This is a genomic window from Mycoplasma sp. 2704, from assembly GCF_034863285.1.
Lineage (GTDB): Bacteria > Bacillota_I > Bacilli_A > Mycoplasmatales > Metamycoplasmataceae > Mycoplasmopsis.
Genome location: NZ_JAYFFD010000001.1, coordinates 125,660 through 150,837, shown reverse-complemented (window position 1 = coordinate 150,837; position 25,178 = coordinate 125,660). Strand labels below are relative to the sequence as shown.

General features: G+C 28.0%; 29 protein-coding genes and 1 tRNA gene. 20 read left to right on the top strand and 10 right to left on the bottom strand.

What is annotated here, in order from left to right:
- Positions 1-12 precede the first annotated feature (12 nt).
- Both VBM90_RS00450 and VBM90_RS00445 read right to left on the bottom strand, forming a co-directional pair.
- Positions 13-1,818, bottom strand: a complete 1,806-nt coding sequence (locus VBM90_RS00450) for an ABC transporter ATP-binding protein (protein ID WP_323176444.1) — start codon at positions 1,816-1,818, stop codon at positions 13-15.
- Between the two features lie 108 nt (positions 1,819-1,926).
- A tRNA-Arg gene (locus tag VBM90_RS00445) sits at positions 1,927-2,003 on the bottom strand.
- A 130-nt stretch (positions 2,004-2,133) separates the two neighbouring features.
- Here VBM90_RS00445 and VBM90_RS00440 point away from each other — a divergent pair.
- On the top strand, positions 2,134-2,991 hold the full coding sequence (locus VBM90_RS00440; protein ID WP_323176443.1) for an MAGa3780 family membrane protein: 858 nt from the start codon (positions 2,134-2,136) through the stop codon (positions 2,989-2,991).
- 457 nt (positions 2,992-3,448) lie between these two features.
- On the opposite strand, the gene VBM90_RS00435 is transcribed toward VBM90_RS00440, so the two are convergent.
- The gene (locus tag VBM90_RS00435; protein WP_323176442.1) at positions 3,449-3,574 is read right to left on the bottom strand and encodes a hypothetical protein; all 126 of its coding nucleotides are present in this window, start codon (positions 3,572-3,574) and stop codon (positions 3,449-3,451) included.
- A 283-nt stretch (positions 3,575-3,857) separates the two neighbouring features.
- Here VBM90_RS00435 and VBM90_RS00430 point away from each other — a divergent pair, with 283 nt between their 5' ends.
- Complete coding sequence (locus VBM90_RS00430; protein WP_323176441.1) at positions 3,858-4,181, top strand: hypothetical protein; 324 nt, start codon at positions 3,858-3,860, stop codon at positions 4,179-4,181.
- Positions 4,182-4,798: 617 nt separating this feature from the next.
- Here the strand turns inward: VBM90_RS00430 and VBM90_RS00425 are convergent.
- Both VBM90_RS00425 and VBM90_RS00420 read right to left on the bottom strand, forming a co-directional pair.
- Complete coding sequence (locus VBM90_RS00425) at positions 4,799-5,110, bottom strand: hypothetical protein (RefSeq protein ID WP_323176440.1); 312 nt, start codon at positions 5,108-5,110, stop codon at positions 4,799-4,801.
- A gap of 444 nt (positions 5,111-5,554) precedes the next feature.
- Positions 5,555-6,742: a phosphopentomutase gene (locus VBM90_RS00420; protein ID WP_257089628.1), complete on the bottom strand. Its 1,188-nt coding sequence runs from the start codon at positions 6,740-6,742 to the stop codon at positions 5,555-5,557.
- A gap of 167 nt (positions 6,743-6,909) precedes the next feature.
- On the opposite strand from VBM90_RS00420, the gene VBM90_RS00415 reads away from it, so the two are divergent.
- From VBM90_RS00415 to VBM90_RS00360, 12 genes are all read left to right on the top strand, one after another.
- Positions 6,910-8,121, top strand: a complete 1,212-nt coding sequence (locus VBM90_RS00415) for a hypothetical protein (RefSeq protein WP_323176439.1) — start codon at positions 6,910-6,912, stop codon at positions 8,119-8,121.
- Positions 8,122-8,621: 500 nt separating this feature from the next.
- Entirely contained in the window at positions 8,622-9,056 is a 435-nt protein-coding gene (locus tag VBM90_RS00410; protein ID WP_257089633.1) for a division/cell wall cluster transcriptional repressor MraZ, read from the top strand.
- Entirely contained in the window at positions 9,043-9,951 is a 909-nt protein-coding gene (gene rsmH, locus VBM90_RS00405) for a 16S rRNA (cytosine(1402)-N(4))-methyltransferase RsmH (RefSeq protein WP_323176438.1), read from the top strand. The genes VBM90_RS00410 and rsmH overlap by 14 nt, the downstream gene beginning before the upstream one ends.
- 10 nt (positions 9,952-9,961) lie before the next feature.
- Positions 9,962-11,179, top strand: a complete 1,218-nt coding sequence (locus VBM90_RS00400) for an MAG3720 family protein (protein ID WP_323176437.1) — start codon at positions 9,962-9,964, stop codon at positions 11,177-11,179.
- 11 nt (positions 11,180-11,190) lie between these two features.
- Positions 11,191-12,450 carry a cell division protein FtsZ gene (locus VBM90_RS00395; protein ID WP_323176436.1) on the top strand — a complete coding sequence of 420 codons (1,260 nt, stop codon included), beginning with the start codon at positions 11,191-11,193 and terminating at the stop codon, positions 12,448-12,450.
- Positions 12,451-12,715: 265 nt separating this feature from the next.
- The gene (locus VBM90_RS00390) at positions 12,716-12,955 is read left to right on the top strand and encodes a hypothetical protein (protein ID WP_323176435.1); all 240 of its coding nucleotides are present in this window, start codon (positions 12,716-12,718) and stop codon (positions 12,953-12,955) included.
- Positions 12,955-13,545: a diadenylate cyclase gene (locus VBM90_RS00385; RefSeq protein ID WP_257089643.1), complete on the top strand. Its 591-nt coding sequence runs from the start codon at positions 12,955-12,957 to the stop codon at positions 13,543-13,545. Before VBM90_RS00390 ends, VBM90_RS00385 begins: the two co-directional genes overlap by 1 nt.
- A 1-nt stretch (position 13,546) precedes the next feature.
- A complete protein-coding gene (gene mgtE / locus VBM90_RS00380; RefSeq protein WP_323176434.1) occupies positions 13,547-15,016 on the top strand; it encodes a magnesium transporter in 1,470 nt (489 codons plus the stop codon).
- Positions 15,017-15,025: 9 nt separating this feature from the next.
- Complete coding sequence (locus tag VBM90_RS00375; RefSeq protein ID WP_323176433.1) at positions 15,026-15,358, top strand: hypothetical protein; 333 nt, start codon at positions 15,026-15,028, stop codon at positions 15,356-15,358.
- A 12-nt stretch (positions 15,359-15,370) separates the two neighbouring features.
- Positions 15,371-15,943 (top strand): MHJ_0274 family protein, encoded by a 573-nt coding sequence (locus tag VBM90_RS00370; RefSeq protein WP_323176432.1) that lies wholly within the window; start codon positions 15,371-15,373, stop codon positions 15,941-15,943.
- Positions 15,915-16,739, top strand: a complete 825-nt coding sequence (gene pgsA / locus VBM90_RS00365; RefSeq protein ID WP_323176431.1) for a CDP-diacylglycerol--glycerol-3-phosphate 3-phosphatidyltransferase — start codon at positions 15,915-15,917, stop codon at positions 16,737-16,739. Before VBM90_RS00370 ends, pgsA begins: the two co-directional genes overlap by 29 nt.
- A 132-nt stretch (positions 16,740-16,871) precedes the next feature.
- Entirely contained in the window at positions 16,872-17,588 is a 717-nt protein-coding gene (locus tag VBM90_RS00360; RefSeq protein ID WP_323176430.1) for a hypothetical protein, read from the top strand.
- 14 nt (positions 17,589-17,602) lie between these two features.
- On the opposite strand, the gene rlmD is transcribed toward VBM90_RS00360, so the two are convergent.
- Complete coding sequence (rlmD, locus tag VBM90_RS00355; protein WP_323176429.1) at positions 17,603-18,931, bottom strand: 23S rRNA (uracil(1939)-C(5))-methyltransferase RlmD; 1,329 nt, start codon at positions 18,929-18,931, stop codon at positions 17,603-17,605.
- Positions 18,919-19,461 carry a 16S rRNA (guanine(966)-N(2))-methyltransferase RsmD gene (gene rsmD, locus VBM90_RS00350; protein ID WP_323176428.1) on the bottom strand — a complete coding sequence of 181 codons (543 nt, stop codon included), beginning with the start codon at positions 19,459-19,461 and terminating at the stop codon, positions 18,919-18,921. The genes rlmD and rsmD overlap by 13 nt, the downstream gene beginning before the upstream one ends.
- A gap of 71 nt (positions 19,462-19,532) precedes the next feature.
- Here rsmD and trmB point away from each other — a divergent pair, with 71 nt between their 5' ends.
- The gene (gene trmB, locus VBM90_RS00345) at positions 19,533-20,144 is read left to right on the top strand and encodes a tRNA (guanosine(46)-N7)-methyltransferase TrmB (RefSeq protein WP_323176427.1); all 612 of its coding nucleotides are present in this window, start codon (positions 19,533-19,535) and stop codon (positions 20,142-20,144) included.
- Positions 20,145-20,337: 193 nt separating this feature from the next.
- On the opposite strand, the gene rpsR is transcribed toward trmB, so the two are convergent.
- The 3 genes from rpsR to rpsF are packed head-to-tail and all read right to left on the bottom strand — an operon-like array spanning position 20,338 to position 21,591.
- A complete protein-coding gene (rpsR, locus tag VBM90_RS00340; RefSeq protein WP_257089673.1) occupies positions 20,338-20,601 on the bottom strand; it encodes a 30S ribosomal protein S18 in 264 nt (87 codons plus the stop codon).
- 10 nt (positions 20,602-20,611) lie between these two features.
- The gene (locus VBM90_RS00335; RefSeq protein ID WP_323176426.1) at positions 20,612-21,145 is read right to left on the bottom strand and encodes a single-stranded DNA-binding protein; all 534 of its coding nucleotides are present in this window, start codon (positions 21,143-21,145) and stop codon (positions 20,612-20,614) included.
- Positions 21,146-21,183: 38 nt separating this feature from the next.
- On the bottom strand, positions 21,184-21,591 hold the full coding sequence (rpsF, locus tag VBM90_RS00330) for a 30S ribosomal protein S6 (protein ID WP_323176425.1): 408 nt from the start codon (positions 21,589-21,591) through the stop codon (positions 21,184-21,186).
- Between the two features lie 278 nt (positions 21,592-21,869).
- Between rpsF and efp the strand changes: the two genes are divergently transcribed.
- The 5 genes from efp to VBM90_RS00305 are packed head-to-tail and all read left to right on the top strand — an operon-like array spanning position 21,870 to position 25,160.
- A complete protein-coding gene (gene efp / locus VBM90_RS00325; protein ID WP_257089679.1) occupies positions 21,870-22,433 on the top strand; it encodes an elongation factor P in 564 nt (187 codons plus the stop codon).
- Positions 22,433-22,741: an MMB_0454 family protein gene (locus VBM90_RS00320; protein ID WP_257089681.1), complete on the top strand. Its 309-nt coding sequence runs from the start codon at positions 22,433-22,435 to the stop codon at positions 22,739-22,741. The genes efp and VBM90_RS00320 overlap by 1 nt, the downstream gene beginning before the upstream one ends.
- Positions 22,741-23,085: a hypothetical protein gene (locus tag VBM90_RS00315; protein ID WP_323176424.1), complete on the top strand. Its 345-nt coding sequence runs from the start codon at positions 22,741-22,743 to the stop codon at positions 23,083-23,085. The genes VBM90_RS00320 and VBM90_RS00315 overlap by 1 nt, the downstream gene beginning before the upstream one ends.
- Before the next feature lie 15 nt (positions 23,086-23,100).
- Positions 23,101-24,087: an MAGa3780 family membrane protein gene (locus VBM90_RS00310; protein ID WP_323176423.1), complete on the top strand. Its 987-nt coding sequence runs from the start codon at positions 23,101-23,103 to the stop codon at positions 24,085-24,087.
- A gap of 53 nt (positions 24,088-24,140) precedes the next feature.
- Positions 24,141-25,160 carry a nicotinate phosphoribosyltransferase gene (locus tag VBM90_RS00305; protein ID WP_323176422.1) on the top strand — a complete coding sequence of 340 codons (1,020 nt, stop codon included), beginning with the start codon at positions 24,141-24,143 and terminating at the stop codon, positions 25,158-25,160.
- The last annotated feature ends 18 nt before the right edge of the window (positions 25,161-25,178 follow it).

The following is a 25,178-nucleotide window of genomic DNA, read 5'->3' as shown; positions in this document are numbered from 1 at the left end:
TACCTTTCCTTTCTATTGATCTAATTGGTTAGTTGCTACATCTTTATATCATTGACAAGAATTAAGTAATTGTTCGTGAGTTCCTTGGTCAAGAATTTTTCCATTTTCAAGAACTAAAATATTATCAGCGTGTTTGATTGAGTTAATTTTCTGAGAAATAATAATTGTTGTACAAGAGTAATTTTCTTTAATATTTTTAATAAGTTGCTTTGTGGTTAAGTTATCAAGAGCAGAAGTTGAGTCATCTAAAATTAAGATTTTAGGGTCAATAATTAAACTTCTTGCAATTGAGATTCTTTGTTTTTGACCACCACTTAAGTTTTTACCTTTTTGTTCGACTTTGTGATTTTCTCTATCCTCGAATGTCTGAATAAAGTTTCTTGCACAAGATGCTACAAGAGCTTTTTGAAGTTCTTCATTAGTTGCATTAGGTTTAGCGAATAAAACGTTTGATTTAATTGTTCCCGAATATAAAAGTGCATCTTGGTAAACAATAGCTACGTTCTTGTGTAAGTTATGTGTATTGATGTCTCTGACTTCAATACCATTAATTAAGATATTTCCGTTTTCTTGAGTGTATTTCATATTGTTAACAAGTAAGTTAACAATTGTACTTTTACCTGAACCAGTTGGTCCAATAATTCCTAAAGTTTTGCCACCTGGAATTTTGAAGTTAATGTTTTTAATTGCATAATCTTCGGCTGTGTCAAAGTATTTGAAGTTAACATTTTTAAATTGAACCGAATAATCTGTTACATCATTAGTTTGTGAAATTATTTTTCCATTTGGAACAAATAAATCATCATATTTAGCATCTAAGACTTGAACTATTCTACCTGAACTAATTTTTGCTCTAAACATAGAACCTAAGAATTGTGAGAATAAAATAATTCCACCAGCTATAACAAATTCATATTCGATAAATACATTAATCTTTGCGATAAACTCACCATCAATGTTTGGATTTTGATCTAATTTAACTTTTCCTATTGCGTAAATTAAGACAACAATAAAGTTAACAATTCCAAAGAACGCAGGTGTTCCAATTGCAAAGAATTTAAAAATATTCTTTTCAGTTTTTACTCATTGATTATTAGCGTGATTGAATTTTCTTTTTTGTTGTTCTTGTAAATTATTTGCTTTTATAAATCTAGCACCATTTACAGTTTCGTCAACTTCTTTTGTAATTGCATCAAGATTTTTTCTGTTTTGTTTAAGTTTAGGGTTTACCTTAACGGATATAAATACCATAACAAAAAGAAGTAAAGGTATAACAGCTAAAATTGAGTAAGTGAATTCTAAATCTGTTGCAAAAGCAAATACTAATCCAACAATAATAAATAATGGTGCTTTAACAAGTGATGTTGATGCACCGACTAAGAAATCTCAAAAGACAGCAACATCATCATTGATTCTTGTTATTAAACTTTCGGTTGTTAAATTAGAAATATCTTTAAGACTAAGTTTTTGATATTTAGCAAATAAAGCATTTCTATAAAAGTTAGAAGCTCTCTCGCCAGCTCCGATGATTATCATGGTTGAAGCTATAGCAGTTATTGCTGTAAGTGCAAGTAATACTAAGATTGAAATTAATAAGAATACAAATGCATTAGTTCAGCTTGATGATTCATACAATTGTAAGTTCTTAAAAATTGTAATCGTGTATATTTCTTGATTACCTTTTGTAAGTAAAGGCAAGAATTGACTAAGCACAATTGGCAAAATCATTGTGCAAGCAACATTTAAAATAACAATGATGATACCAATAAAAAATCTCATTTTAATGTTAAATGGCAAAATTTTAAACATCTTATACATAATTTACTCCTTTCATTAATTTATCCTATATATAATGCATACATTATATATATTTTTAATTTTTATATCTTCAATTATTTATATGGGTCAAAAAAGGTATAAAAAAAATGGCGATCACGAGAGGATTCGAACCTCCGACCACAAGCTTAGAAGGCTCGTGCTCTATCCAGCTGAGCTACGCGACCACGCTAAAACTATTTTACATTATTTTTGTCAATTCAAAGAATAAAAATTTAATTTTATTTATCAAATTAAGATCATAAGAAATACAAAATAAATCTAAGTTGTTTTTTCTTATTTTTATATAATGAAACTATGAAAATAATTAAAACAACAAAAGAGAATTTTTCTTATCTAACAACAAGACAAAAAATATCATTCTTTTTAGCAATTGGTATTGTATTTGTTGTCATATTAGCAACGCTAATAAACTGACATTTAACTTCAACAAGAATTTCACAAGAATTAACAAGTTTATCAGATGAAGCTAAATCTGAAATCCTAAATAGATCAAGTATTCACGGTTACAAAATGCTTCAATCATTTTGAAGAGTTAATTTAACATTTACGTGACTTAGTAATACATTTTTAGCAATATCTGCAGTTATATTTGCATTAAAAATGAAAAATCATAAAGCACAACAAACTTTCTTCTTGTCAATTATTTACATTTCAATTACATTCTTAATATATTGAACATTAATCTTTGTGCCTGAATTAAAAGAATTTAAACCACTTTACTTTTTTAACACATTCATTATTCATGCAGTGTCACCAATTTTAGGATTTGTGATTTTAATCATAAATCGTAAAGAAATTCAAATTTCAAAGAGAACCGTTTATTTAAGTGTTATAACAATGTTAGGTTACTACTTCTTTGCTTTAATCACATTCTTCATGTCAACACCAATTTATGATCAATTTAAAGATGTTGAGCTTAAGAATGGAAATAGATTGACAAAAGAACTTGATATGACTATATATGGTTTCTTAAACTTCCGTGAACCTTTATTTTATAAAGGTGGAAATGTAGCGATTGTGTGTCTGTTAAACTTTGTTATTTTTGGAGTCGGATTTGTTTTAACTCCATCAATAGGTTATTTATGAGTGAAAGCATTGAGAATTAAATTTGCAACTAAAACAACCGACAAAGTAGATTGAATTAGATGTTAATAGTATCTTAAACATTACAAATTTATATGTGATGTTTTTATTTTTGAGACTTGCATTAAGTGATAAAAGAAAAAAATATATTAATTTCAATTGTTTTTGATGTATTTTGTGCATTAAGTAAAAAACTAGATTAAAAAAGAAGTGCACCTTATTTTTGGCTCACTTTACAATTCGACAATAATGTATGACTCTTACGCTCTATTTTTGTTTCTCTTTTTTAATATAGTACTATTTCACATAATCACTAATTACTGTGGATATTAGTACAAGTTGTAGTCTAGCATCTTCTTTAGATGTAAGTGTTTTATAGATATAAAATGCATCTTCACTATCTTCATCTATGTCTTCTTTTGTAACTTTATATGAGATATTGTAGAATTTTTGAACTTCTGGTAATGAATCATTACTTCAATAAATTGAAACATCTGTGTCTATATTAATATCTTCTGGGTTAATTTTAGTTGATACATCTACATCTTTTTTTAAATCTAATTGTCGGTATTATCCTTGCTATAAAATCAGCAACTGTTTTTCTTTTTGATGCAAAAATTTGAGCTTTGTTAATTAAGCCATCAATTGTCATAGTAATAGTAGCATCATCTTTGAATTTATATACTGTTGTTTTGTCTATATCGGTAAATGCAAGGTTAAGTCATAAGTATTTTTGTTATTTATAAAATGGTTAAAATTTCATATATAAAACATAGAAAAACTCGCAGCATTCTAATTCAGCAGCAATAATCAGTTGATTTATAGAAAGACAGTGAAACAAAAATAGAGAACATTTTATTGTTCCCAATTTTTGATATTAAATTTATAAATTTTTATATTAATATTGTTTTTTAGCAATGGCTATAATTGAACCGATGAAAGAAAGAAGTAATAAAAGAGGCAGTACACATACACCTATAGTATATAAGATCATCGTAGCTTTATTATATTGAGAGATTCTAACTGCCCCCACAATGCATGTAATAAATAGAGCAAGCCCTAATCCCGAAGTAGGCATAAGACTTATGACGGAAGCAACTATGCTAAGGATTGCTACCGTGTCTCTATCTGTAGTAAATTTGCTTAACATTATGGGAGTTAAAGAAGCCACTATAAAATATATTGAAGCAAACACCGTTGTTAAAATTGATAAAACTAATATTGGAACTGATAAAAATTTCTTTTGCATATCGAAGTAATCCTTTTTATAAAGTTTTCTTAAATCAAAACTTTAGATTTGGAAGGAGTAAAACTAATTTTTTATTATTGAACTACTTAAAAAATTGAACTAAATCACATGCATCTATCTTTAAATTATAATAAGTATTGAATTTAATAATCATACACAAGTGAAAGAAATCACTGATTATTGTATGTTGAAGTAACTTTTCGAAACATTACATTATGCAATTTATAATGAAGTTGTTATTTTTTAATTACTATTATTGTTAGATAGCACTATCATTATAAAAATGAATCAATGAAATATTAACAAAGATAAATGGTAATTTACTGTAAGTAACAAAATGGAAAAATCATGGTATTATTATACATTTAGGATATTATATTTTAATAGTTTTATTCCTCCCACTTCTTATTCTAAAAAAAAAAAAAAAACGCAAAGAAAAAGTTAAAAAACTTTGATTTAATGTGAAAAAAATGTGAAAATTTACATTTTCTGCGATAAATTACACCAATTTAAATCAATTCCTTAGTTTTTAATTGTGGATTTTTTAACTTTGAAAACAGTCAAATTAAAAAATAGAGAACTTTTGTATTATTCTCTATTTTCTTATTTGATTTTATAAATTTAATATTAGTATAATTTTTTGTAAATAGCCATACTTGCTGCAATTAAAGTACAAATTGGGACGAAAAATCCAACGATATATAAAACCATAATTGTTTTATTTTCACTATTAATTCTAACAGCAGCAACGATTTGCATAATAAATAGAGCTAAACTCATTCCACTTACTAAAAGGTAAACAAGAGCCATACCTATAACAAAACCAACTCCAGCACCGGTTAATGCTCCTGCTACAGCTAATATGCTTAAAATAAAGATTAAAATTCAATCTAAAATTCATAATACTAATATAGGTACTGATAAAAATTTCTTTTGCATATTTATTTTTAATCCTTTTGTGTAATTTTTAAATTTAAATATTAACATCTAGAAAGAATGAAATTATTTTAGCTCAATTAATTACTTGTGAAACTTAGAAAAATATTTATATTCAATTAGTTGAGATTAACTTTAATAATTAATAATTGATAGATTAATTAATTAGATGGGTGTTTAACGAAAAACAGTTTTTTAAATCTAAACAAAATGAATAATTGAATTGTGGAGAATGGAATGTTATATTCTTGTGTATTTTTGGTCTTATGAACTAAATAATTTCACCCTTTCTAACCCTTATTCTAAAAAAAAAAAAAAAAAAATGGAAAGAAAAACATAAAAAACTTCAATTCAGTGTGAAAAATTTACACATTTAGTTGTGTTGTAATTTAGATAAATTTTGAAATAAAAAAACATCAAGCATAAGCTTGATGAGTTGAATAAATACTATACTAATTTGTCGAAAATATCTTCACCTGTTTCAGTAACAATATCGACACCAAAGTTTCTAGCAACAATGTTTCCTGTTGTTCCTAATCCTTCAAGAACTGGTAACACTTTTGGTGATTTGAATGATTTAGAGTAAACTGTAAGCGGTAAGTATTCTCTTGTGTGGTTGAATCCAGGGTAAAGAGGGTCGTTTCCATGGTCACTTGTCATGATTAATAAATCATCTTCTTTAAGAACGTTGATTAATTTTCCTAATTTAACGTCTAAGTCGGCAATATTTTGCGCGTATCCACGAACATTTCTTCTGTGTCCAAAGTGTGAGTCGAATTGAACTAAGTTTGTGAAGATAAATTGATTTTCTCCATCTTGCATAGCTAATTCAATTGTAGCATCCATTCCTTTTTCATCTGAACCAGATGGAATGTGTCTTGAGATACCTTGTCCAACGAAAATGTCGTTAATTTTACCGATAGAAATAACTTCAACACCTGCTTTTTGTAATTCGTTTAAAATCATTTCACGTGGTTGGTTTGCGTAGTCATGTCTATTAAATGTTCTTGTGTAGTTTCCTTCTTCTCCAATGTATGGACGAGCAATAATTCTACCTACGTTTCATTCTGGACGTGATGAACAAATTTCACGTGCAGCTTTTGCATATTTGTATAAGTTATCTAAACCTGTTCATTCTTCATGAGCACAAATTTGAAGAACTGAGTCATTTGATGTATAAACAATGATTGCTCCACGTTCTTTTTCTTCATGTGCTAATTCATTAATAATATCTGTTCCTGATGCAGCTTTGTTTCCGACAATTGGACGTCCATCAAATGCTTTTGATAATTCGTCGATTAATTCTTGTGGGAATCCGTTTTCTGCAAATGTAGGAAATGGAACTAATGTTTTAATTCCCATCATTTCTCAGTGTCCTGCTAATGTATCTTTAGCATTTGAAACTTCTTGGATTTTAGCAACATAACCCATTTGGTTTTTTTGTCTGTAGTCACCGTTTAAGTCTGTAATGTTTCCGATACCTAATTTTCTTCAAGTGTCAATTTTAAATTCATCAACCATTGATGCAGATCTAATTGAGTTTGCACCATCATCTCCAAAACGTTTTTGATCTTTATCTGGTCCTATTCCTAAACCATCTGTAACAATCATAAAAACACGTTTAAATTTAGCCATATTTAATCTCCTTATATAAAAAACTGTAATAATGAAATATGCTTATATTTTATTCCTTTTTTAATTTTATTTATCTAATTTATTTTACTTAAATCATATTTTTAATATTAGCGATCAAAACTTTAATTTATTTAAATTAAATTTCAAATAATATACAATTTAAAATTATGTTAAAAAAGAGAAATAAATTATTTTTATCATTATTAGCAACCCCAGTTGTTGCTTTTCCTATTGTTGCATCAGTTTCTTGTGGTTCAGTAGATGACTTTGAATATCAAGTTTCTAGATTTGATAAACTTGCAAAATATCTTGAAAATAAAGTAAATAATGAAAACCAAACTGAGTTATTCTACTTATTAAAAGCTGTGCAAAATGCGAATGATTCATATAAAGTTGTCAAAGAAAGATTGGCTAAAAAAAGAGATGAGGGTGAAACGTTTGCTGCTATTGAATATGAAAAATGAACAGCTACAATTAAAGCTAAAATTAATCAAATTAACGTACAAGCAGATCTTTTTAGAAAGCAACCAACTTCAGCAAGATCTGATGAATTTCCTGTTCTAGGACTTTATTTATATATTTATGGTATAAATCCAAGAGAATGAAACTATGTTACTGAAGTTAGTGATTTAATAAATGAATATGTAAATACAAATATTGAAGGTTCAAAAGCGACAGAGTTAATTAATAACATTGCAAATAACCTTTATGTTGTTTCTAAATTTTTAAATAATCAAGAGAACATTGATGCAGTTTTTGCTAATAATCCTGAAAACAAAGCTCAATTTGATCGAATTAATGAAGAAATTAAGCAAAAGAAATATTCACACAAAATTCTAAAAGACTTACAAAAGAAAGATGAACAAGAAAAATTTAATGAATATAACAATATGTTATTAAGTCAAACCAATTTATATTCGGCTTCATTAATTAATAATCCAAAAGAGGCTGAATATGCACCTATTATTGAAAAGATTAAATTCATTCTGAACTACAACTTAAATATGATTGCAGTTGTAAATTATTCAATTAATGATATTGTTAGAAAAATTTATTCTTCATTCTACAAGACATATGAATTCAATGAGTTGTTAGATGGTGAACATACAAATATCATTAAGGATAACATCATCAAAAAACCTTTAGATACATATAGGGAAATGAGTGTTCAATTATCTAAAGTTTCACTTAAAGAGATTGATTTAACTCCATACTATGATGGTAGAATCGATTTTGAAACTAATGAATATGTTCATCAAATAGATAATTACTTAGATAACAAAATCAATGAATTAGTTGCAAAAAGAGAAGAAGAGGAACGTAAAAAGCAACAAGCTTCAAACTCATCTTCAAACGAAATAACTGTTCCAGCAAATTAATAATAATTCAAAGTCCTGCACAATTTTATTGCGCAGGTTTTTTATTAAAAATTAAAAAATACGAACTTAAACTTTCTTTTTTAAACTTTTTCAAAGAGTTATTTATGATTCATTTAAAACAAGTTAAATTCATTGAGAAAATCGAGCAAATTATCAGAATTTTTTTCAATTTTCGATGAAAATCACGACTTATTATTAAGCTGAATATTTTTTTCTTAAAACTCCTCCCACTAATTGTTTAAATATTTGCAAATTTTGACTAATTTTCATCAATTTTGCTTAATTAATTTAATTTATTAAATTAGTAAAAAATGGAAAAAGAGCACTTTTTCCATAAAAACTATCAAAAATTAAAAAATCAGATTTGTGTAAGTCTGATTTTTTTGAATTTTTCACATTTATGAAAAATCTAAAAAATTTTGCTAAAAAAATAAATATTTTTTAAATGCTTGTCTAATTTGGTGTAGAATTATGGTGGATAGTGGGAGGAAGTGGTAAATATGTACGGCGAATACTCAAGAAACATAGATGATAAGAACCGTGTGGTCATTCCACCGGTCTTCAGAGATGAACTCGGTTCGAAAGTTTTTGTTACCATCGGTTTTGATGGTAATGCTGAAATTAGATCAATCGAAGAATACAAAGCTTACATCAGAATGATTGAAGAAAATAATCGTTTTGATAGAAATGCACGTATTCTTGCAAGATACATTTTAGGAAACACTTACGAAATCGACCTTGATAATCAAAACCGTATCTCATTACCAAAAATTATCATTGACAAACTATCCATCAAAAAAGAAGTTATTTTCATTGGTGTAGGTTCAATTGCTGAACTATGATCAAAAGAAAAATACGATGAATTCAACAACCAATACTCTCTTGATGATATAGCAAATATCGCTCAAACTCTTTCAGGTCATGGAACAAAGTAAATTACATTATTCAGTTCTATTGAACGAAACAGTAGATTCACTGGATATAAAACCAGATGGAATTTATGTTGATTTAACTGTAGGAATGGGTGGTCACTCATCAGAGATATTAAAAAAACTTACAACAGGTCACTTATACGCTTTTGATAAAGATGATTATGCTTTAGAACAATCAAAAGTAAGACTTGAAAAAATAAGTAATAATTTCACACTTATTAAAAGTGACTTTAAAGATTTTGTTTCAAAATTACACGAACAAAATGTCTTTAAAGTCAATGGAATTATTGCTGACTTAGGAATTTCATCACCACAAATCGATCAAGCAGAACGTGGATTCTCATATAACAAGGACGCAAAACTTGATATGCGTATGAATCAAGCACAAGAACTTGATGCTTATTATGTAGTTAACTACTATGATGAAGATAAATTGGCTGAGATATTATGAAAATACGCTGATGTAAAACTTAATAAAAAAGTTGCGAAAGCCATTTGTAATAATCGTCCAATTAATACTACTTTAGAGTTAGTTAATGTCATAAAAAGTGCATATCCAGCTGCATTACTTAGAGAAAAAAATCCAGCTAAAGCAATTTTTCAAGCAATCAGAATTGAAGTTAACAATGAACTTGATTCATTAAAACAATTACTTGAAAATGCACTTGGTATGTTAGATACAAATGGAACTTTAAGCATTATTACATTCCATTCTATCGAAGATAAAATGGTAAAAAATGCATTTGCAGAAGTTACCAAATCTAAAATACCATCAAAAATGCCAATTCAAGAACAAAAAGAATTTATAACTAAATCAATAAAAGCTTCTAGACAAGAAATTGAAGAAAACAATAGATCAAGAAGTGCGAAACTAAGAATTATTAAAAAATTAAAATAAAGGAGTAATTATGAGCAAGTACATAGCAAACTATCATATAACAGATACAAATGCAGAATTTGTACTTGTTAAATATCAAAATGATAATTACTTCAATGTTTTAAGTCGTACTTCAGAATATAACTCATTTGACATTATAACTTTTGATGCGTGATATCAGCAAGCTGCTGTAGCAACAAAAACAGTTGTAAATGATAGTGAGCTAGAGCTAAATGTAATTTTTGATGACAATTTATTTGAAAACTTATCATTTTCAAGATTTATCAATCAATTAGATAATAACAACAATCTAATTAACTCTTCAGAGGTTGAAAAATCACTTGAGAACTTAATGCAAAAACACATTAAATTCTCAAACTTAGAGAATTTCATCTCTTCACCAACAATTAACTGAACAACAGTTAAAGGTGATATTAGCAAAGAATATGCAAATGTACCTACAGATAGAGAGTACACAAAAATTAGTCAAGTATTTTCATTATTTGACACAGGTTTAGATAGAACAAACTTAGAAACATTAAAAGAAATGTTCACTAAACCTTATTCAGGAACAAACTTAAGAGTTACTTTCTATCTTAAGTCACAATTAATTGCAAGTAGAATTGCAGATACAGCTGTTCAAAGTATTGCTGTAGATTTAAACAAAAATTATTTATCACTTTTTGTAGTTAAAAATGGAAAAATTTTCAACTACAAAAAATATGACAATATTTCATTAAATTACTTAGTTAATAAATTAGCAAATAATCTTAAGGTAAATAATCAACTAGTTGCCAATATGATTGATTACCACACAAGATTAGATGAATTTTCAAATGGATTTGATGAAGATGCTGAAGTTTACAAATTTGTTGTAGCAAAATACAATGAATTTAAAAAACACTTATCAAACTTAGTTTTAGATTTTTACAATCTAAATAGAAAACATTTAGATTTACCAAACTTAAAAAGCTTAATTGTAAATTCAGAAAATGAATTTATCGCAAATGATTTAAAAGAATCATTTAGCAACAATTTCAATCAGCTACGTGTTCAAAATTTATTAGCTGACAACGTTTTTACTTTATTTACTTTAGAAAACAAATTAATTCAGCAAGCTATTTTACAAAGTAACAATATGCTTATTGAAAAAGATCAAAACAACACTATTATTAGTAGAATAGATTATTCAAGATCAAAAAGAAATATCTTTGCAAGAATCTTTACAAACCTTTTTAACCATAAATAAGGAGTTAAAAAATGGATCAATTAACCCAAAATAGTCCATATAAAAAATGAGAGAACTTTAAAATCACCATCATTGGCGTTGGTGGTGCAGGAAATAATGCAGTAAATATGATGATTGATGAAAATTTGCCAAACATCAATTACATAGCTGCAAACACAGATTCTCAAGCATTAGAATACAGTAAATGTGAAAATAAATTAACTCTTGGAAAAAGTAACAATGGTTTTGGTGCTGGTTCAAATCCAGAACTTGGATTAGAACTTGCTAAAGAAAGTATTGAAGATATTAAAGAAAAATTAAGCGGTTCAAAAATTGTAATAGTAACTGCTGGATTTGGTGGTGGAACAGGTACTGGAGCAGCACCATTAATTGCTCAAATTGCCAAGGAGCAAGGTGCATTAGTATTAGGTATCATTTCTACACCATTCGCATATGAAGGTAAAGCAAGAAATAAAATAGCTACAAATGGTATTGAAAATCTTAAACAAAATACAGACGCATATTTAGTTTTATCAAACCAAAAAATTTCAGAATTGAACCCATCAGTTCCGAGTGCAGACTTATACAGATTAGCTAACGTAAGTTTAAAAAATATTGTAGTTGCAATTAATGACATTTTAAACAAAGTAGGATTTATCAACATTGACTTTGCTGATTTTAAAAATGCATTGACAAATTCAGGTAAATCAATCATTAACGTTACACAAGGTTCAGGAGAATCAAAAGTTTCAAAAGCACTTAACAAGCTTTTTGAACCAAACTATTATGATTATCCATTATTTGTACCTTCGAGATTATTAATTAACTTGCAATATGACCATAATACGACATCGGCTCAAATTCATGAAGCAATTATGGGTGTTTACAAAAAACTAAACATCGATGAAACTAATGAATCAGAAGCTATCAAAATAGGACAAGAAATTATCAATACACCACACAATGCAGGATTTTTCAAAATCACTGTAATTGGTTCAGGTGAAGATGAGCAAGTTAACAAAAACATCTATGTGCAAGAAGAAAAAGTTGAAGTTATAGAACAAATCAATGAGCTAGAAGACATCAGACAAGACACAATTATTCTTGAAGATGTCCAAGCTATTATTGAACAAGAAATCAAGTTACAAACTCAAGATACAGAAATTCTTAAAGTTGATGAAGATGCTGCAGATGCATCAAAAGAAAATCCTTCTATAGAATTATTAAACTACTTCAATATTCCGAACGAAAACGAAGTAGATGATTCAAAAACAAAGGTATGATTCAATTAAAATAATCGATGTCTTTGAAGAGTATTTTAATCACAAAATTATGCTAATTTTTCACAGTTCTAAAGAACTGTTTTTTTATGCAATTTTTGCAATTGCATAATTTAAAATTAGCTAATTTAGTTGATATCAAAATCAAAAATTAATTTGTCAATTAACTAAAACTACTTTCTGCAATGCTTATTTAACTAGTTTAAAAATTTTATTTTTAAAAAAAACAATTTAAAATTATATAAATTAAAAAAGTAAATATACAAAAGGAGTCAATATGGATAAGAAAACTAAAGAAAAAAGAAAATTCATTGACTTAGTCGAATTTAGAAAAAATGAGATAAATAATGCTCGTGTTAAAGCACAAGCAGAAAAAGAAGCATTAGAACACAAAAAATCGCAAAAAGCTCTTCCTTGATACAAAAAAGATTTAACTTTTAACATTCTTGGAATAGTTTTCACATTACTTGTAATGGTGCTAATCATCCTAATCGCATATTTTGTTAAAGGTGCATAATGAATGTTGTTGCAATCATTTCATTAGTTATAGGTTGCTTAACTTTTATAGCAATCCTAGGGCTTTTAGGTTACTTCTTAAAACCAATGATTTCTACATTTGTTGGAAATAAAATCAGAAAATCAAAATATGAAAAATTAGGAAAAAGTAGTCAAATTCGTTTAATTAACCAATTAAGAGAAACAGTTGATTACTTATCAAAAAACAAAATTGGTGCTCTTATTACGATTGAAAACAATGACAACATTGATAACTTAAGAACTGATGGTGTTGTTGTTAACGCAAACATTTCAAGCAGTTTGCTTATTTCGATTTTTAATAAAACATCTCCATTGCATGATGGTGCTGTGGTTATTAGAGATAACAAAATCTACTATGCAGCTACATTTTACAAAATCACAAAAAGAAGTTTTGAAGCTAATTATGGCTCAAGACATAGAGCTGCTTTGGGAATTTCTGAACAATCAGATGCAACTACAATTGTAGTTTCAGAAGAAAATGGACAAATTAAAATCATCAAAAACGGAGCAATGATAGATACTGAATTAGATCATTTCCAAGAAGATTTAATTAAGTACTTAAGTGAGTAATATGAACTTCACAGAAGAACAAAAATTAGAGTTAATACAAAATTTAAGAACTCTCATTGCTGCTAAAAAAATTAAAGACGTTAGATTGTTGCTTGAAAAATATCCTCTTGCAGACTTTGCTGAGGCACTTGGCGAATTAACAATCAATGAGCAACTTTACATTTTAAGGGTGCTTAAAACTGAAGATGCTGCTGACGTTTTTGCTTATTTAGATGATGATACAAAAGTTAATTTAGCTCAATCATTCACTCAAGATTGAGGTATGGAAGTTTTACAAGAACTTCAAACCGACGAGTTAGCCGACGTTCTTGAAGAATTACCAGCTAACATTACAAAATACATTTTGTCTAAAACAGATCCAGAAAAAAGACAAAAATTAAATAACATTTTATCTTACGATGATGATAGCATCGGAAGTATTATGAGCGTTGATATGTCTATTCTTAAATCTGATTGAACGGTTAAAAAAGCTATTTCAAAAATCAAAAAAGACTATAGAAGCAACATTGAGCTTACACACAACTTCTATGTTGTAGATGATCAAAAGAAATTACTTGGAGACATCACACTTGAAGAATTAGTCTTTGCAGATGATGAAAAAGAAACTTTAGATGAACTTTACAACGTTGTTACAACAGTTCATCCAAATGATAAAAAAGAAAATGCAGCTAACATATTTGCTGACCACGATAGATCAACACTTCCAGTAACTACAGCTGATGGATACCTTATCGGTATGATTACAGCTGACGATGTTATTGATGTTATTCAAGATTCAGCAACAGAGGATATGTATAAGCTTGCCGGGATTAACCCTGAAGCTGCTGAAGAAAGTTATCTTAAAACAACAATTATGCAAATTGTTAAATCTCGTGTTTTATGATTAATTATCTTAATGATTTCAGCTACTTTATCTCAATTTATTATTCAAAAATTCACTGACGTTTCAGAAGGATTTGTTAACGGAATTAATGTTGCAATTTCTTCTGCTATCTTAGTTGGACTTATTCCGATTATTTCAGGGGCTGCTGGAAACGCAGGTTCTCAATCTTCCACAACAATTACTCGTGCAGCATCTTTAGGTGAAATTGGAACTAAAGATATGTGAAAAGTAGTTGGTCGTGAAGTATCCATTGGTGCTATTATTGGGGCGATTATGTTCGTAGTCAATGTAGCCAGACTTTATATTTACTTTGCAATTCCATCATTTAGAGAAAGTGATGGTAAAACAGCAAGTTGAGGAGTTCTTTCATTTGTTATTTTAGCAAGCTCATTATCACTATTTTTTGTAGTTATCTTTGCTAAATTCTTAGGAACAATTATTCCTCTTGTAGCTATTAAATTTAAAAAAGACCCAGCTGTTATGTCTGCTCCAATTTTAGCGACATTATCAGATGCTTTATCAACATTGATTTTCTTCGGTCTTAACATTTTAGTTCTTTTCATAGCACACAGTGCTCATTGAATTTAAGGAGAATTTATGCAACACGAAACAATTGATATTGAAAAAATCGTTTTATTAGCAGAAAACTATGTGAATGCTAAAAAAGAAGCAAATGAAAACTTAAAATTAATCAAAGAAGAACTAAAGGATGTAGACATTGAAATTTCAAGAACACTATCAACTGGTGGAAAAATTTCATACGTACTATATCAACCTGCTAATTCATTTGACTACAGAGGATATGGAAACTTCTTACATCAATCGATGTTAGAAGGAAGAACTTTTACACCTGAAGAATTAGATGATTTAATCAAAGAATACGTAGTAGCAAAAGAACCTAAATGAAAATTAAAAATAACTACAAAATAGAAAGGAGATGTTATGCCTGATAATAAATTAAATATAGCAATTTGAGTTATCCTTGGTGTTGTTTTACTTGCTTTAGCATCATACATCTTATACCAGTTCATTAAGGACAAAATTGCAAAGAAAAAACAAAGACAAGCGCACTTTGAATTTACACAAGAAGCAATCGTGTATGTTTATGAACTTAACGTTATGGTTAACAAATTAATCAAACTTAACAAAGTAAAACACGATGAATTTGTACCATCAATTGGTGAATACACAATGTCAGAAATTAACAATAACACTAGAAATATTCTTGTTAAAGTGTTTAAATCACCTGAATTTAGAGAATTCTTATTCAAAAACCCTGCTCACGAAATTTTTATTAAAAACTTAGAACAACTTAGAGATTGCAATTCCAACTTATGAGCTAAAAAAATCCCTAACGTTTTAGAATACTTTAATACAAACCAAGAAAAAGCTTTTGCAGAAGTTAAAAAATACAATGAAGCTTCAATTAATCAAATTTATAAAGAAGAAGCTGAATTACACAACAAAATGGAGGAGATTTTTAAAAATGAGTTCAACAAAGGAAAAGAAAATTAAAAAAGTAAAAGTTGTAAAAGAAAAGAAAAAAATCAGTTTACCAAACTTACTTACATTAATTAGAATCATTTTAGTTGTTCCAATGCTTCTATTAATGTCAATTAGCATTTTATTAATTTACTTAGGAACAAACCAAGCTGGTGCATCATATTTTGCATTAGAAAATTCAGCAAATTCAGGTAGCGTTCTAGGTTACAAAATTGCACTTACAATTATTAATTTATTAATCCTTGCAATTTTTATTGGAGCTATGGTCACAGACTACTTTGATGGAGCAATTGCAAGAAAACGTAATTTAGTATCTGTGTTTGGAAAAGTTTGAGATCCAATTGCAGATAAACTAATGGTTAACTTAACACTTGTTTATTTAGCTGTAATTAATGTTTTACCTTTCTGAGCTATGGCACTTTTCTTATTAAGAGATATTATTGTAGATGGTGTTAGAGTATTTTTAGCATCAAAAGGACACGATGTATCGGCAGGTAAATGAGGAAAAATTAAAACATTTGTTTTAGCTATTGGACTTACAATCACATTAGTTGTTACAGTTGGATTGCATTATGCAAGATTAAATGCAACATCACATCAACAAATTGTTAGATACATTTTAAACATCCCAATTTACGTAGCTTTAGTATTTGCGATTCTTTCAGGAATTTTCTATGTAAGAAAAGCATTTAAAGCTGTTAAATTAGTTACAACGACAGAAACGGTTACAACTACACAAACAAAAGTGGTTGAAGAAAAACAACCAGAACAAATTGAACAATCAAAAAAAGAAGTAAATAAACAATAATTTAATTTAAATAAAACTCAAATCAAATACCAGTAAACATATTAAGGATTTACAGTGGAATTTATATTAACAAAGAAATTTTTATGAGAACTATTTGTTGCAGAGTTTTTGGCAGTTACATTTCTATCAACTATGTCACTGCTACTAACTTATGTAGGCAAAAAATATGCTAAATTAAAATTTATATTTCCATTTACATATGGTTTAGCTACATTCACTGCAGGATTGCTTTCATACTTTATTCTCAGAGGACTTGTTTACCAATTTGAAAATGATTTATACAATGACATTAGTAAAAACGTTCCTCCTGTTATAAACCCAGTTGTATCTCTTTTTTATGTTTTTATTTACTTATTTAACAAAAACTTAAATAATAAAACAATATTATTCCTCAACTTATTCTTGCTATTTTTAGCACATATACTTGCTTCGATATTTTCAGGAAACATCTGAGGCTTAATATCAAGAAAATATAAGAAACTTCAAGTTTCAAATATGAATAAGACTTCAATCAAGACTTATTCAACTTTCAAAGATGTAACACAAATCATTATATTTGCATCAGTCTTATTTACTATTCAACATACAATAACAGAAAACTTAAACTCATATGTTATGGCTGATACAATAGGTGGATTAACAACATATGTAGCACTTTTAGCTTGTGCACTAGTTTTTAAGGAATTTTCATTCCCAACAAACATCTATGTTTGTGCCGGTTCATTCTTTGCTTCATTGCACACAAACAAAAAGATTTGGCATAAAAACTTATTGTATACAGGAATAGTCGCTTCAACATATATTCTTATTTCAATGATACTTTCAGGAATATATGCAATCGCAAAATAAAAATAGTCGCAAGACTATTTTTTTTCGATGAAAACAAGTGCCTCAATATGCGGCGTATTAGGAAACATATCAAAACCTTGAATGTAAGTTATTTTATAAGAATTAGCTTCTAAAATTAATTGTAAATCTCTTGTTAATGTCTTAACATCACAAGACATATAAACAATATTTTTGATTTGTTTTTCAATTATTCAATCAATGAATTCTTTACTTATTCCACTACGTGGTGGGTCTAAAATTAAAATGCTGTCCTTTAGATTAGAAACATTCTTAGTGAAATAAACATCAGAAGATATTGTTTTATATTCACCACTAACAGAGTTTAAAAGTTTGTTATTATTTGCGTTTTTAATTGCACTTGAGACAATATCAGAACCATATACATAATTATTTTTGTTAGCAACAATTTGACCAATTGTACCAACTCCACAATATGCATCTAAAATAGTTTTAATATTGTTTTTGCTATTTACATACTCTTTTATCTTAGTGAACATCATTGATGCAACAATATCGTTTACTTGAAAGAAAGATTGAATGCTACAAATGAACTCTTTATCATTCAACTGCATTTTGAATTGCTCTTTTTCAAATAAGACTTGTACACTATGCTTTTTCTTGATACTTAGTGAAATAACTTGTGTAATTTCATTAAGCAATTTAACTAATTTATTAGGTAAATCATAATCAGTGTGAATTGATAAACAAACATCAATTTGATTTTTTGAATTTGCTCTTAATGTGATTTTTTCAAACATTTTCAAGTTTTTTAATTTGCTAGTGTTTTCCAGAAATGTTTGAATTGTATCTAAAATATGACTGATTGTTTCTTTTATGATTGGTTTAACTAAGAATAAATTATTAGCGTCTGTTATTTCATTAGACTTTTGATTGATTTCATTGATAGTCAACTTATTATTTTGAACGCTTAATTTATAAGAAACTTTATTTCTATATTCAAATTGAATTAGAGATTGAGTAAATTGAGAATAAACTTCATTTAAATTTATGTTTTGCAAGTTTCTTTTAAGTAAATTATAGAAATAGTTATTTTTAAATTTAATTTGAGCAGGATATTTTAAAGTGACTAATGGTGCTGATGGAGTTCATTGAAATTCAGAGTTTCTATCATCAGAAAAAGTTAAATGTTTAACAATGCATCCAAATGCATAATTTTTATATAAGTTTGTTATCTTGATAATTGCTTCTTCATTAGGTAATAAATCACTTATGAAAATAGGAAAGTTATTTTCATCTCTATAAACACCATAACCTTCGTAACTAATTTCACTGCATTTAACTTTTAACTCTTGTCGTAAGGTATATTTGTTTATTTTAGACATATTTTTAAGATATAAACCTTTCCATATTGTTTTTCTTTATAAACTTGTAAATTGTCAGGTAAGACAATTAAATTAGGTTTATCAGTTTCTAAAATAATTTCACCATTTTCATTTAGTAAACTTCTTTGCGAAATTGTTAAAAGTGAATTATTAACTAATTCATATTCAGCAAATGGAGCATCGATAAAGATAAAATCATAAGTTTTACTTGTCTTACTTAAAAAATGTAAAGCATCATCATTAAATAAACTTATTTGATTATCTGTTTTAGTTTTAGCAACATTTGCTTTAGTTACAGTAAAAACTTGTCTTTGTTTTTCAACTGCATCAACGTGTTTTGCACCTCTGCTGATAGCTTCAATAGCTCAAGCTCCTGAACCTGAAAACAAGTCTAAACAAGTTGTGTCTTCAATTTCAAATTGAATTGATGAAAAGACAGCTTCTCTGACTTTATCTCCTGTAGGTCTAGTGAATTTTGAATCTGGTTGTTCTATTATTAAGTGACGTAATTTACCTGCTATTATTCTCATTTTAGCTCCTTATAAAAATTCTTTTTAACTATTCATATAGTGATTTTTAAATTATACATTATAATAAAACCATGAGATTGAGATATGATAAAAATGCTGAAGCAAATTTAGCAAATTCTGACTTTTTAATTAAAGAATTTCCAGTTAACTTAAAAGAAAATGATGTTTTAGAAATTGGAGCAGGTAAAGGTGAAATGATTGCTCAATTAGCTCTTCAAAATTCTAATATTACATATTATGCTTTTGAAAAATATCCAACAGTAGCTAATAAAATTCTTAAGAAGATTAATGAACTTAATTTAAAAAATCTTTTCATTATAACTAAAGATGCAAGTAATTTAACTGAATTATTTACAGGCAAAATAGACACAATTTGATTAACTTTTTCAGATCCGTGACCTAAAAAAGCTCACGAAAAAAGAAGATTAACATACAAAACATTTTTAGACCAATATAAACAATTATTATCTGAAAAAGGTTGCTTATACTTTAAAACTGATAATGATAAGTTATTTGAATTTTCAATAGAATCATTGAATGAAAATAATTGAAATATCATTGACATGACAACTGATTTACATTCATCAAAGTATAATGAAACTAATGTTCAAACAGGATATGAGCAAAAATGATCTTCACTTGGTAAAAACATTAATTTCTTAATCGCTAAGCCAAATAAATAATGTTTAAAATTATGAATACTATAATAGTATTCATTTTTTATTATTTTATTACATTAATGAAATTGAACAAAAACGCAATAAAAAAATAAAGAGAAAATCTAATTCAATTTAACCTTAAACACCACAGGAGTGGTGTTTTTGTTTTGGTAAAAGAAAACCACTTGCTTTGACAAGTGGTGTAATAGTATATAAATTAGTTTGATTTTTGAATACGTGGACGAACAACGTGGTAAGGCATTAAAGCGATGAAACGTGCTCTTTTAATTGCGTTAGCAACTTTTCTTTGGTGTTTAGCACATGTTCCGGTTGCAGCTTTAGCTTTAATTTGTCCTGTTGCTGTTACATATTTGTGTAATAAATCAACGTTTTTGTAATCAACATATGTCATTTTGTTATCACAGAATTCACATGATCTTCTTCTGTTAATAAAACCTTTTTTGTTTTTGTAAAAAGCCATTCTTATCTCCTTAATTTAAATCCTCAGGTGCTGCGAAAAGATCTTCTAAATCGTGTAATTTAGTAGCACCGGTTTTTGGATTAGTATTTTCAAATGTAGCATTCGCAGGTTTATTACGATTCACATCACTTTGTGATGCTTTATAAGTCGGAGTATACGTTTGGGGCGCAGACACCGGAGAAGGAGTTGCGTTTAAAGAACCACCACGAGCTTCTCTGACACTTTTTGACTCTAGAGCGACGATTTGATCTGCAGTAACATCTAATGTTCTTACTATTTGGTTTGTTTGGTTACTGTGATATTGATTTGAATGTAAAGACCCTTCAACTAAAACAAGAGACCCTTTATTTAAATATCTCGCTATGAACTCGGCATTTGATCTTCAAGCAACAACCGGGATAAAGTCAGTAACTTCATTTTGTTGTGCTGAAAAGTTTCTTCTATTAACTGCCACTGTGAAACGTACGTATGGAACACCTTGTGATGTATGTGCTATCGCATTATCTGATGTTATACGTCCTACTATTGTAATTTTATTAAACATAATACCCCCTGTGAATAACTAAACTTTTAAGCATTTAATTATTCAGATGCTTTTGCTTTAACTGTTCTTGTACGAGGTTTTGAAACTTTTTCTTCTGCAGATGCAGCTGATTTTCTTGTTCTACGTACTGGTTTTTTAGTTTCTTTAACAGATTCTTTTCCGTTAAGACCTTTTTCTGTGTCTAAATTAATTACTAAAGCTCTTCAGATATCTTTAATAATATTTGAACGACGTGTAAATTCAGCAATGTCTGAACCTTTAGCATTAACAAATGCTAAAACGTATTGTCCGTGTTTTGACTTGTTGATTTCGTAAGCTAATTCATTTCTTTCAAGTTTTTCAACTTTAGAAATGTTTTCTTTTCCAAAAACTTCGTTTAATAAGTCAACTAAAACTTGAACGTCTGCTTTTGGACTAACGATTGACATAATTTCGTATTTTTGCATTTTCTCTCCTTATGGTCGTTTCTGGGCTAAAAATCTTATAGCCAAGGAGTATCTTTATATACTCTTGTATATTATACAAGAGTGTAAAAATCTAACCAAAAACTTTTAAGACTATTACATACCTTTAAAAATATTTTTTACACCTAGTACACTGGCTAATTTAGTAAATTTTAGTTTTTCTGTGTCAAATTAAGCAAAATTTGAATTTTTAAACTATTTAAATGCAATTTTTTAATTATTTAATATAATTAAACAAATAATTTACTAAGGAGAATTTTATGATTAATGTTAATGAATTTAAACCAGGTATTACTTTCCAAGATGAAGGTGAAATTTTTGTAGTTTTAGATGCTCAACACTCAAAACAAGGACGTGGACAAGCAAACGTTAAAGCTAAAGTTAAAAACTTAAGAACAGGTTCAACAACTATAAAATCATACACAGGTGGTGATAAAGTTAAACCAGCTCACATCGATAAAAGAAAAATGAACTTCTTATACTCAGATGGAGAAAACATTATCTTAATGGATAATGAAACATATGAACAAGTTGAAATTCCTGTTACAGTAGTTGAATGAGAATTAAACTTCTTAAAAGAAGGTTCAGAAGTTCAAATTAGAAAATTTGAATCAGAAGTTTTAGATATCGAATTACCTGCTCACGTTGATTTATTAGTTACAGAAGCACCTGATGCAGTTAAAGGTAACACAACAACAAACCCTCAGAAAAAAGTAACTGTGGAAACTGGTTTTGAATTAGAAACACCTATGTTCATTAAAGAAAATGACGTTATTTCTGTTTCAACAGAAACTGGAAAATACGTTGGAAAAGCAAATAAATAATGAATTGAATTAATGTATCTTACAATTCAAATCAAAATTACATAGTTCAAGAAAGTGCAATTTTAGACGTTGTAAACATTGCACTTAGTTCATACAAAAATATTAAAGCTTCAAACTCAATTAGATTAAGTTTTGACGATAAACATTCAAACGTTGAAATTTATGTAGATATTAAAATTAAAAACCAAAAAAATAAAGAACCATATTCAACAATTAAAGAATTAATCACACAAATTGAAAATGGTGTGAAATCTTTAATTGATAAGAAACCTAAAAACGTTCAAGTAGTGTTATTAGATTTTTATTAATGAGAAGAACTTATAAAGATTTGGATAAAAACTCTTATGCAATATACAGAAGAGTTTTTATTAACGAAGTTCGTGCTGAATTAAATAAAAAACAAAACGTCAAGTCATATGAGAAAAAAAACAAATACACTGTTGAATATTTTTTACAATTAAACAAATTACTGAAGGAATTAGAAACAGACAAAATTACAGATCAATATTTACCTGAAAATAGATTTGTGTTCAATAGACTAAAGAAAAAATATTTAATGAATAAATATTCAAAATGATTTATTCTTGGTGGAATTAGTTTTGTTCTAGTTATTATAGGTATTATTCTACTAGCTGCATTTAAAATAATTTAACTTTAAGGAGGTGTCATGATTGGATTGAAAAAGTCTTTTAGAGTTTTAAAGGCGAAATTTAATTTATTTGATTGAAAAGATTGAATTACTTTTTCAATAGGTTTAACTTTAATTCTTACTTATTTAGTTGTAACCTTACTTGAATGACACTTCAGAAGTATTGCAGTTGAAAAAGCATTCTTAGAAGTTAAAGGAACATTAGATGAATCTAATGTTGATAGTGCTAAACTTCAAAAATTAATTTACCCTAATGCAACCTTACTTTTCTGAGGTGGATCAACTTACTGATTTACATTTATGTCTAATGTGCTTATGGGTGTAACAATGTTCTTATATCCTTTTTATAGAACATCTAAAAAGGCACAAAGATTTTACTTTGCTTCAATGGTCTACATTATTATTGTAGTCGCAGTTTATTGAGGTGGCGTAGCAACCGATCCAACACTAATGAGTGACTCACAAACTTTTGAATGAGTTAAAACATCAATTATGCACGGCGCCGCTCCATTCTTGGGACTTTTAACTCTTGTTGGATGAGAAAGAAAACGTATCAGAATTTCAAATGCGTCAATTTGAAGTTTTATGATTTATCCAATTGCTTACTTATTTTTCACATTTGCAATTTATGCATTTGGGTATAAATTTATGCAATTTGGAGGAACTGAATTAGAACGTGGTGTTGCTATTTATTCAGTTGTTTCATATTTACATCCATTTAACTACAAAGGTAATTCAACATTAGTTATTGTAGTATTAGATATTATGCTTTTACTCTTTGCTATGTTTTCAGCACCTGCTTTAGGATTCTTTTTAAGAAAAGTACTCAGAATCCTAAAACCAGGTCAAAAAGCGCTTCCTAAAATTTACTTTATTTCACCAAAAGTACGTGAAGCAATTAGACTTAAAAAATTACAATTAAACAAACAAAGAGAAGAATACAAAGCTAAGAAACAAAAAGTAAAACAAATAAGAAAAGAACAAAAACTTAATAAGCAAAAATAATTTAACAACAAACTATTTGCTATAGTTTTGTTTTTATTATACAGGTGGTAAAAATGCGCAAAGATAAAAAAGCCTATATTGCATCTTACTTTGAAAAAACTAAACAAATCTTAGAAACTTTTAAACCTAAAAACAAGATTGTTATGCAATTTTTTCAAAGAAAAGACAACTCAATTTTATGTGGAATTAATGAAGTTCTTGCTCTTTTAGAAGAACAAACAGACACATCAAAATACACAATTAAATACTTACCTGAAGGTTCAAAAATTAATAATTTAGATATTGTTTTACAATTAGAAGGACACTATCAAGATTTTGGTATTTGAGAAGGTATGATCGATGGTATTTTAGCTAGAAATACATCAATTGCTACAAACGCTTACCACTGTGTGCAAGCTGCAAAAGATAAACAAGTTATCTTTATGGGAGACAGAGCAGACCACTACATTAATCAAGAAATGGATGGTTATGCAGTCAGAGTCGGTGGAATTAAAGCTGTTTCTACATTAGCTCAAAAAGATCAAAACGAAGTTAATGATGAAAATGTTTTTGGAAGTATGCCTCATGTATTAATTCAAGGTTTTGCAGGTGACACAGTCGCTGCAACTAAGGCTTATCATAAACTTTTCCCTAAAAATAAACTTATAGCTCTTGTAGATTATCATAATAATATTATTAGTGAATCTCTTAAAGTTTGAAATGAACTCGGGAATCTTGTTTGAGGTGTTAGAATTGACACTTCAAAGAATATGATTGACCATATGTTTGATAATGATGAAGAAAAGCAATATGGAGTTAATCCAGAACAAATTAAGAGATTACGTGAAGCATTGGATAAAGCTGGAGCAACTAACTATAAAATAGTTGTTTCATCCGGATTTAATGCAGAAAAAATAGAATTATTTGAATCATTAAATGTCCCTGTAGACTATTATGGAGTTGGCCAAAGCATTTTCAAACTTAACAATTCTTTCTCAGCTGACGCAACTATTTTAAATGGTAATCCTGAAGCTAAAGAAGGAAGAGGGTACAGAGAAAATCCTAATTTAATAGTCTACAAGTCAGATAAATAATTTATCAGCTTTTAAAGC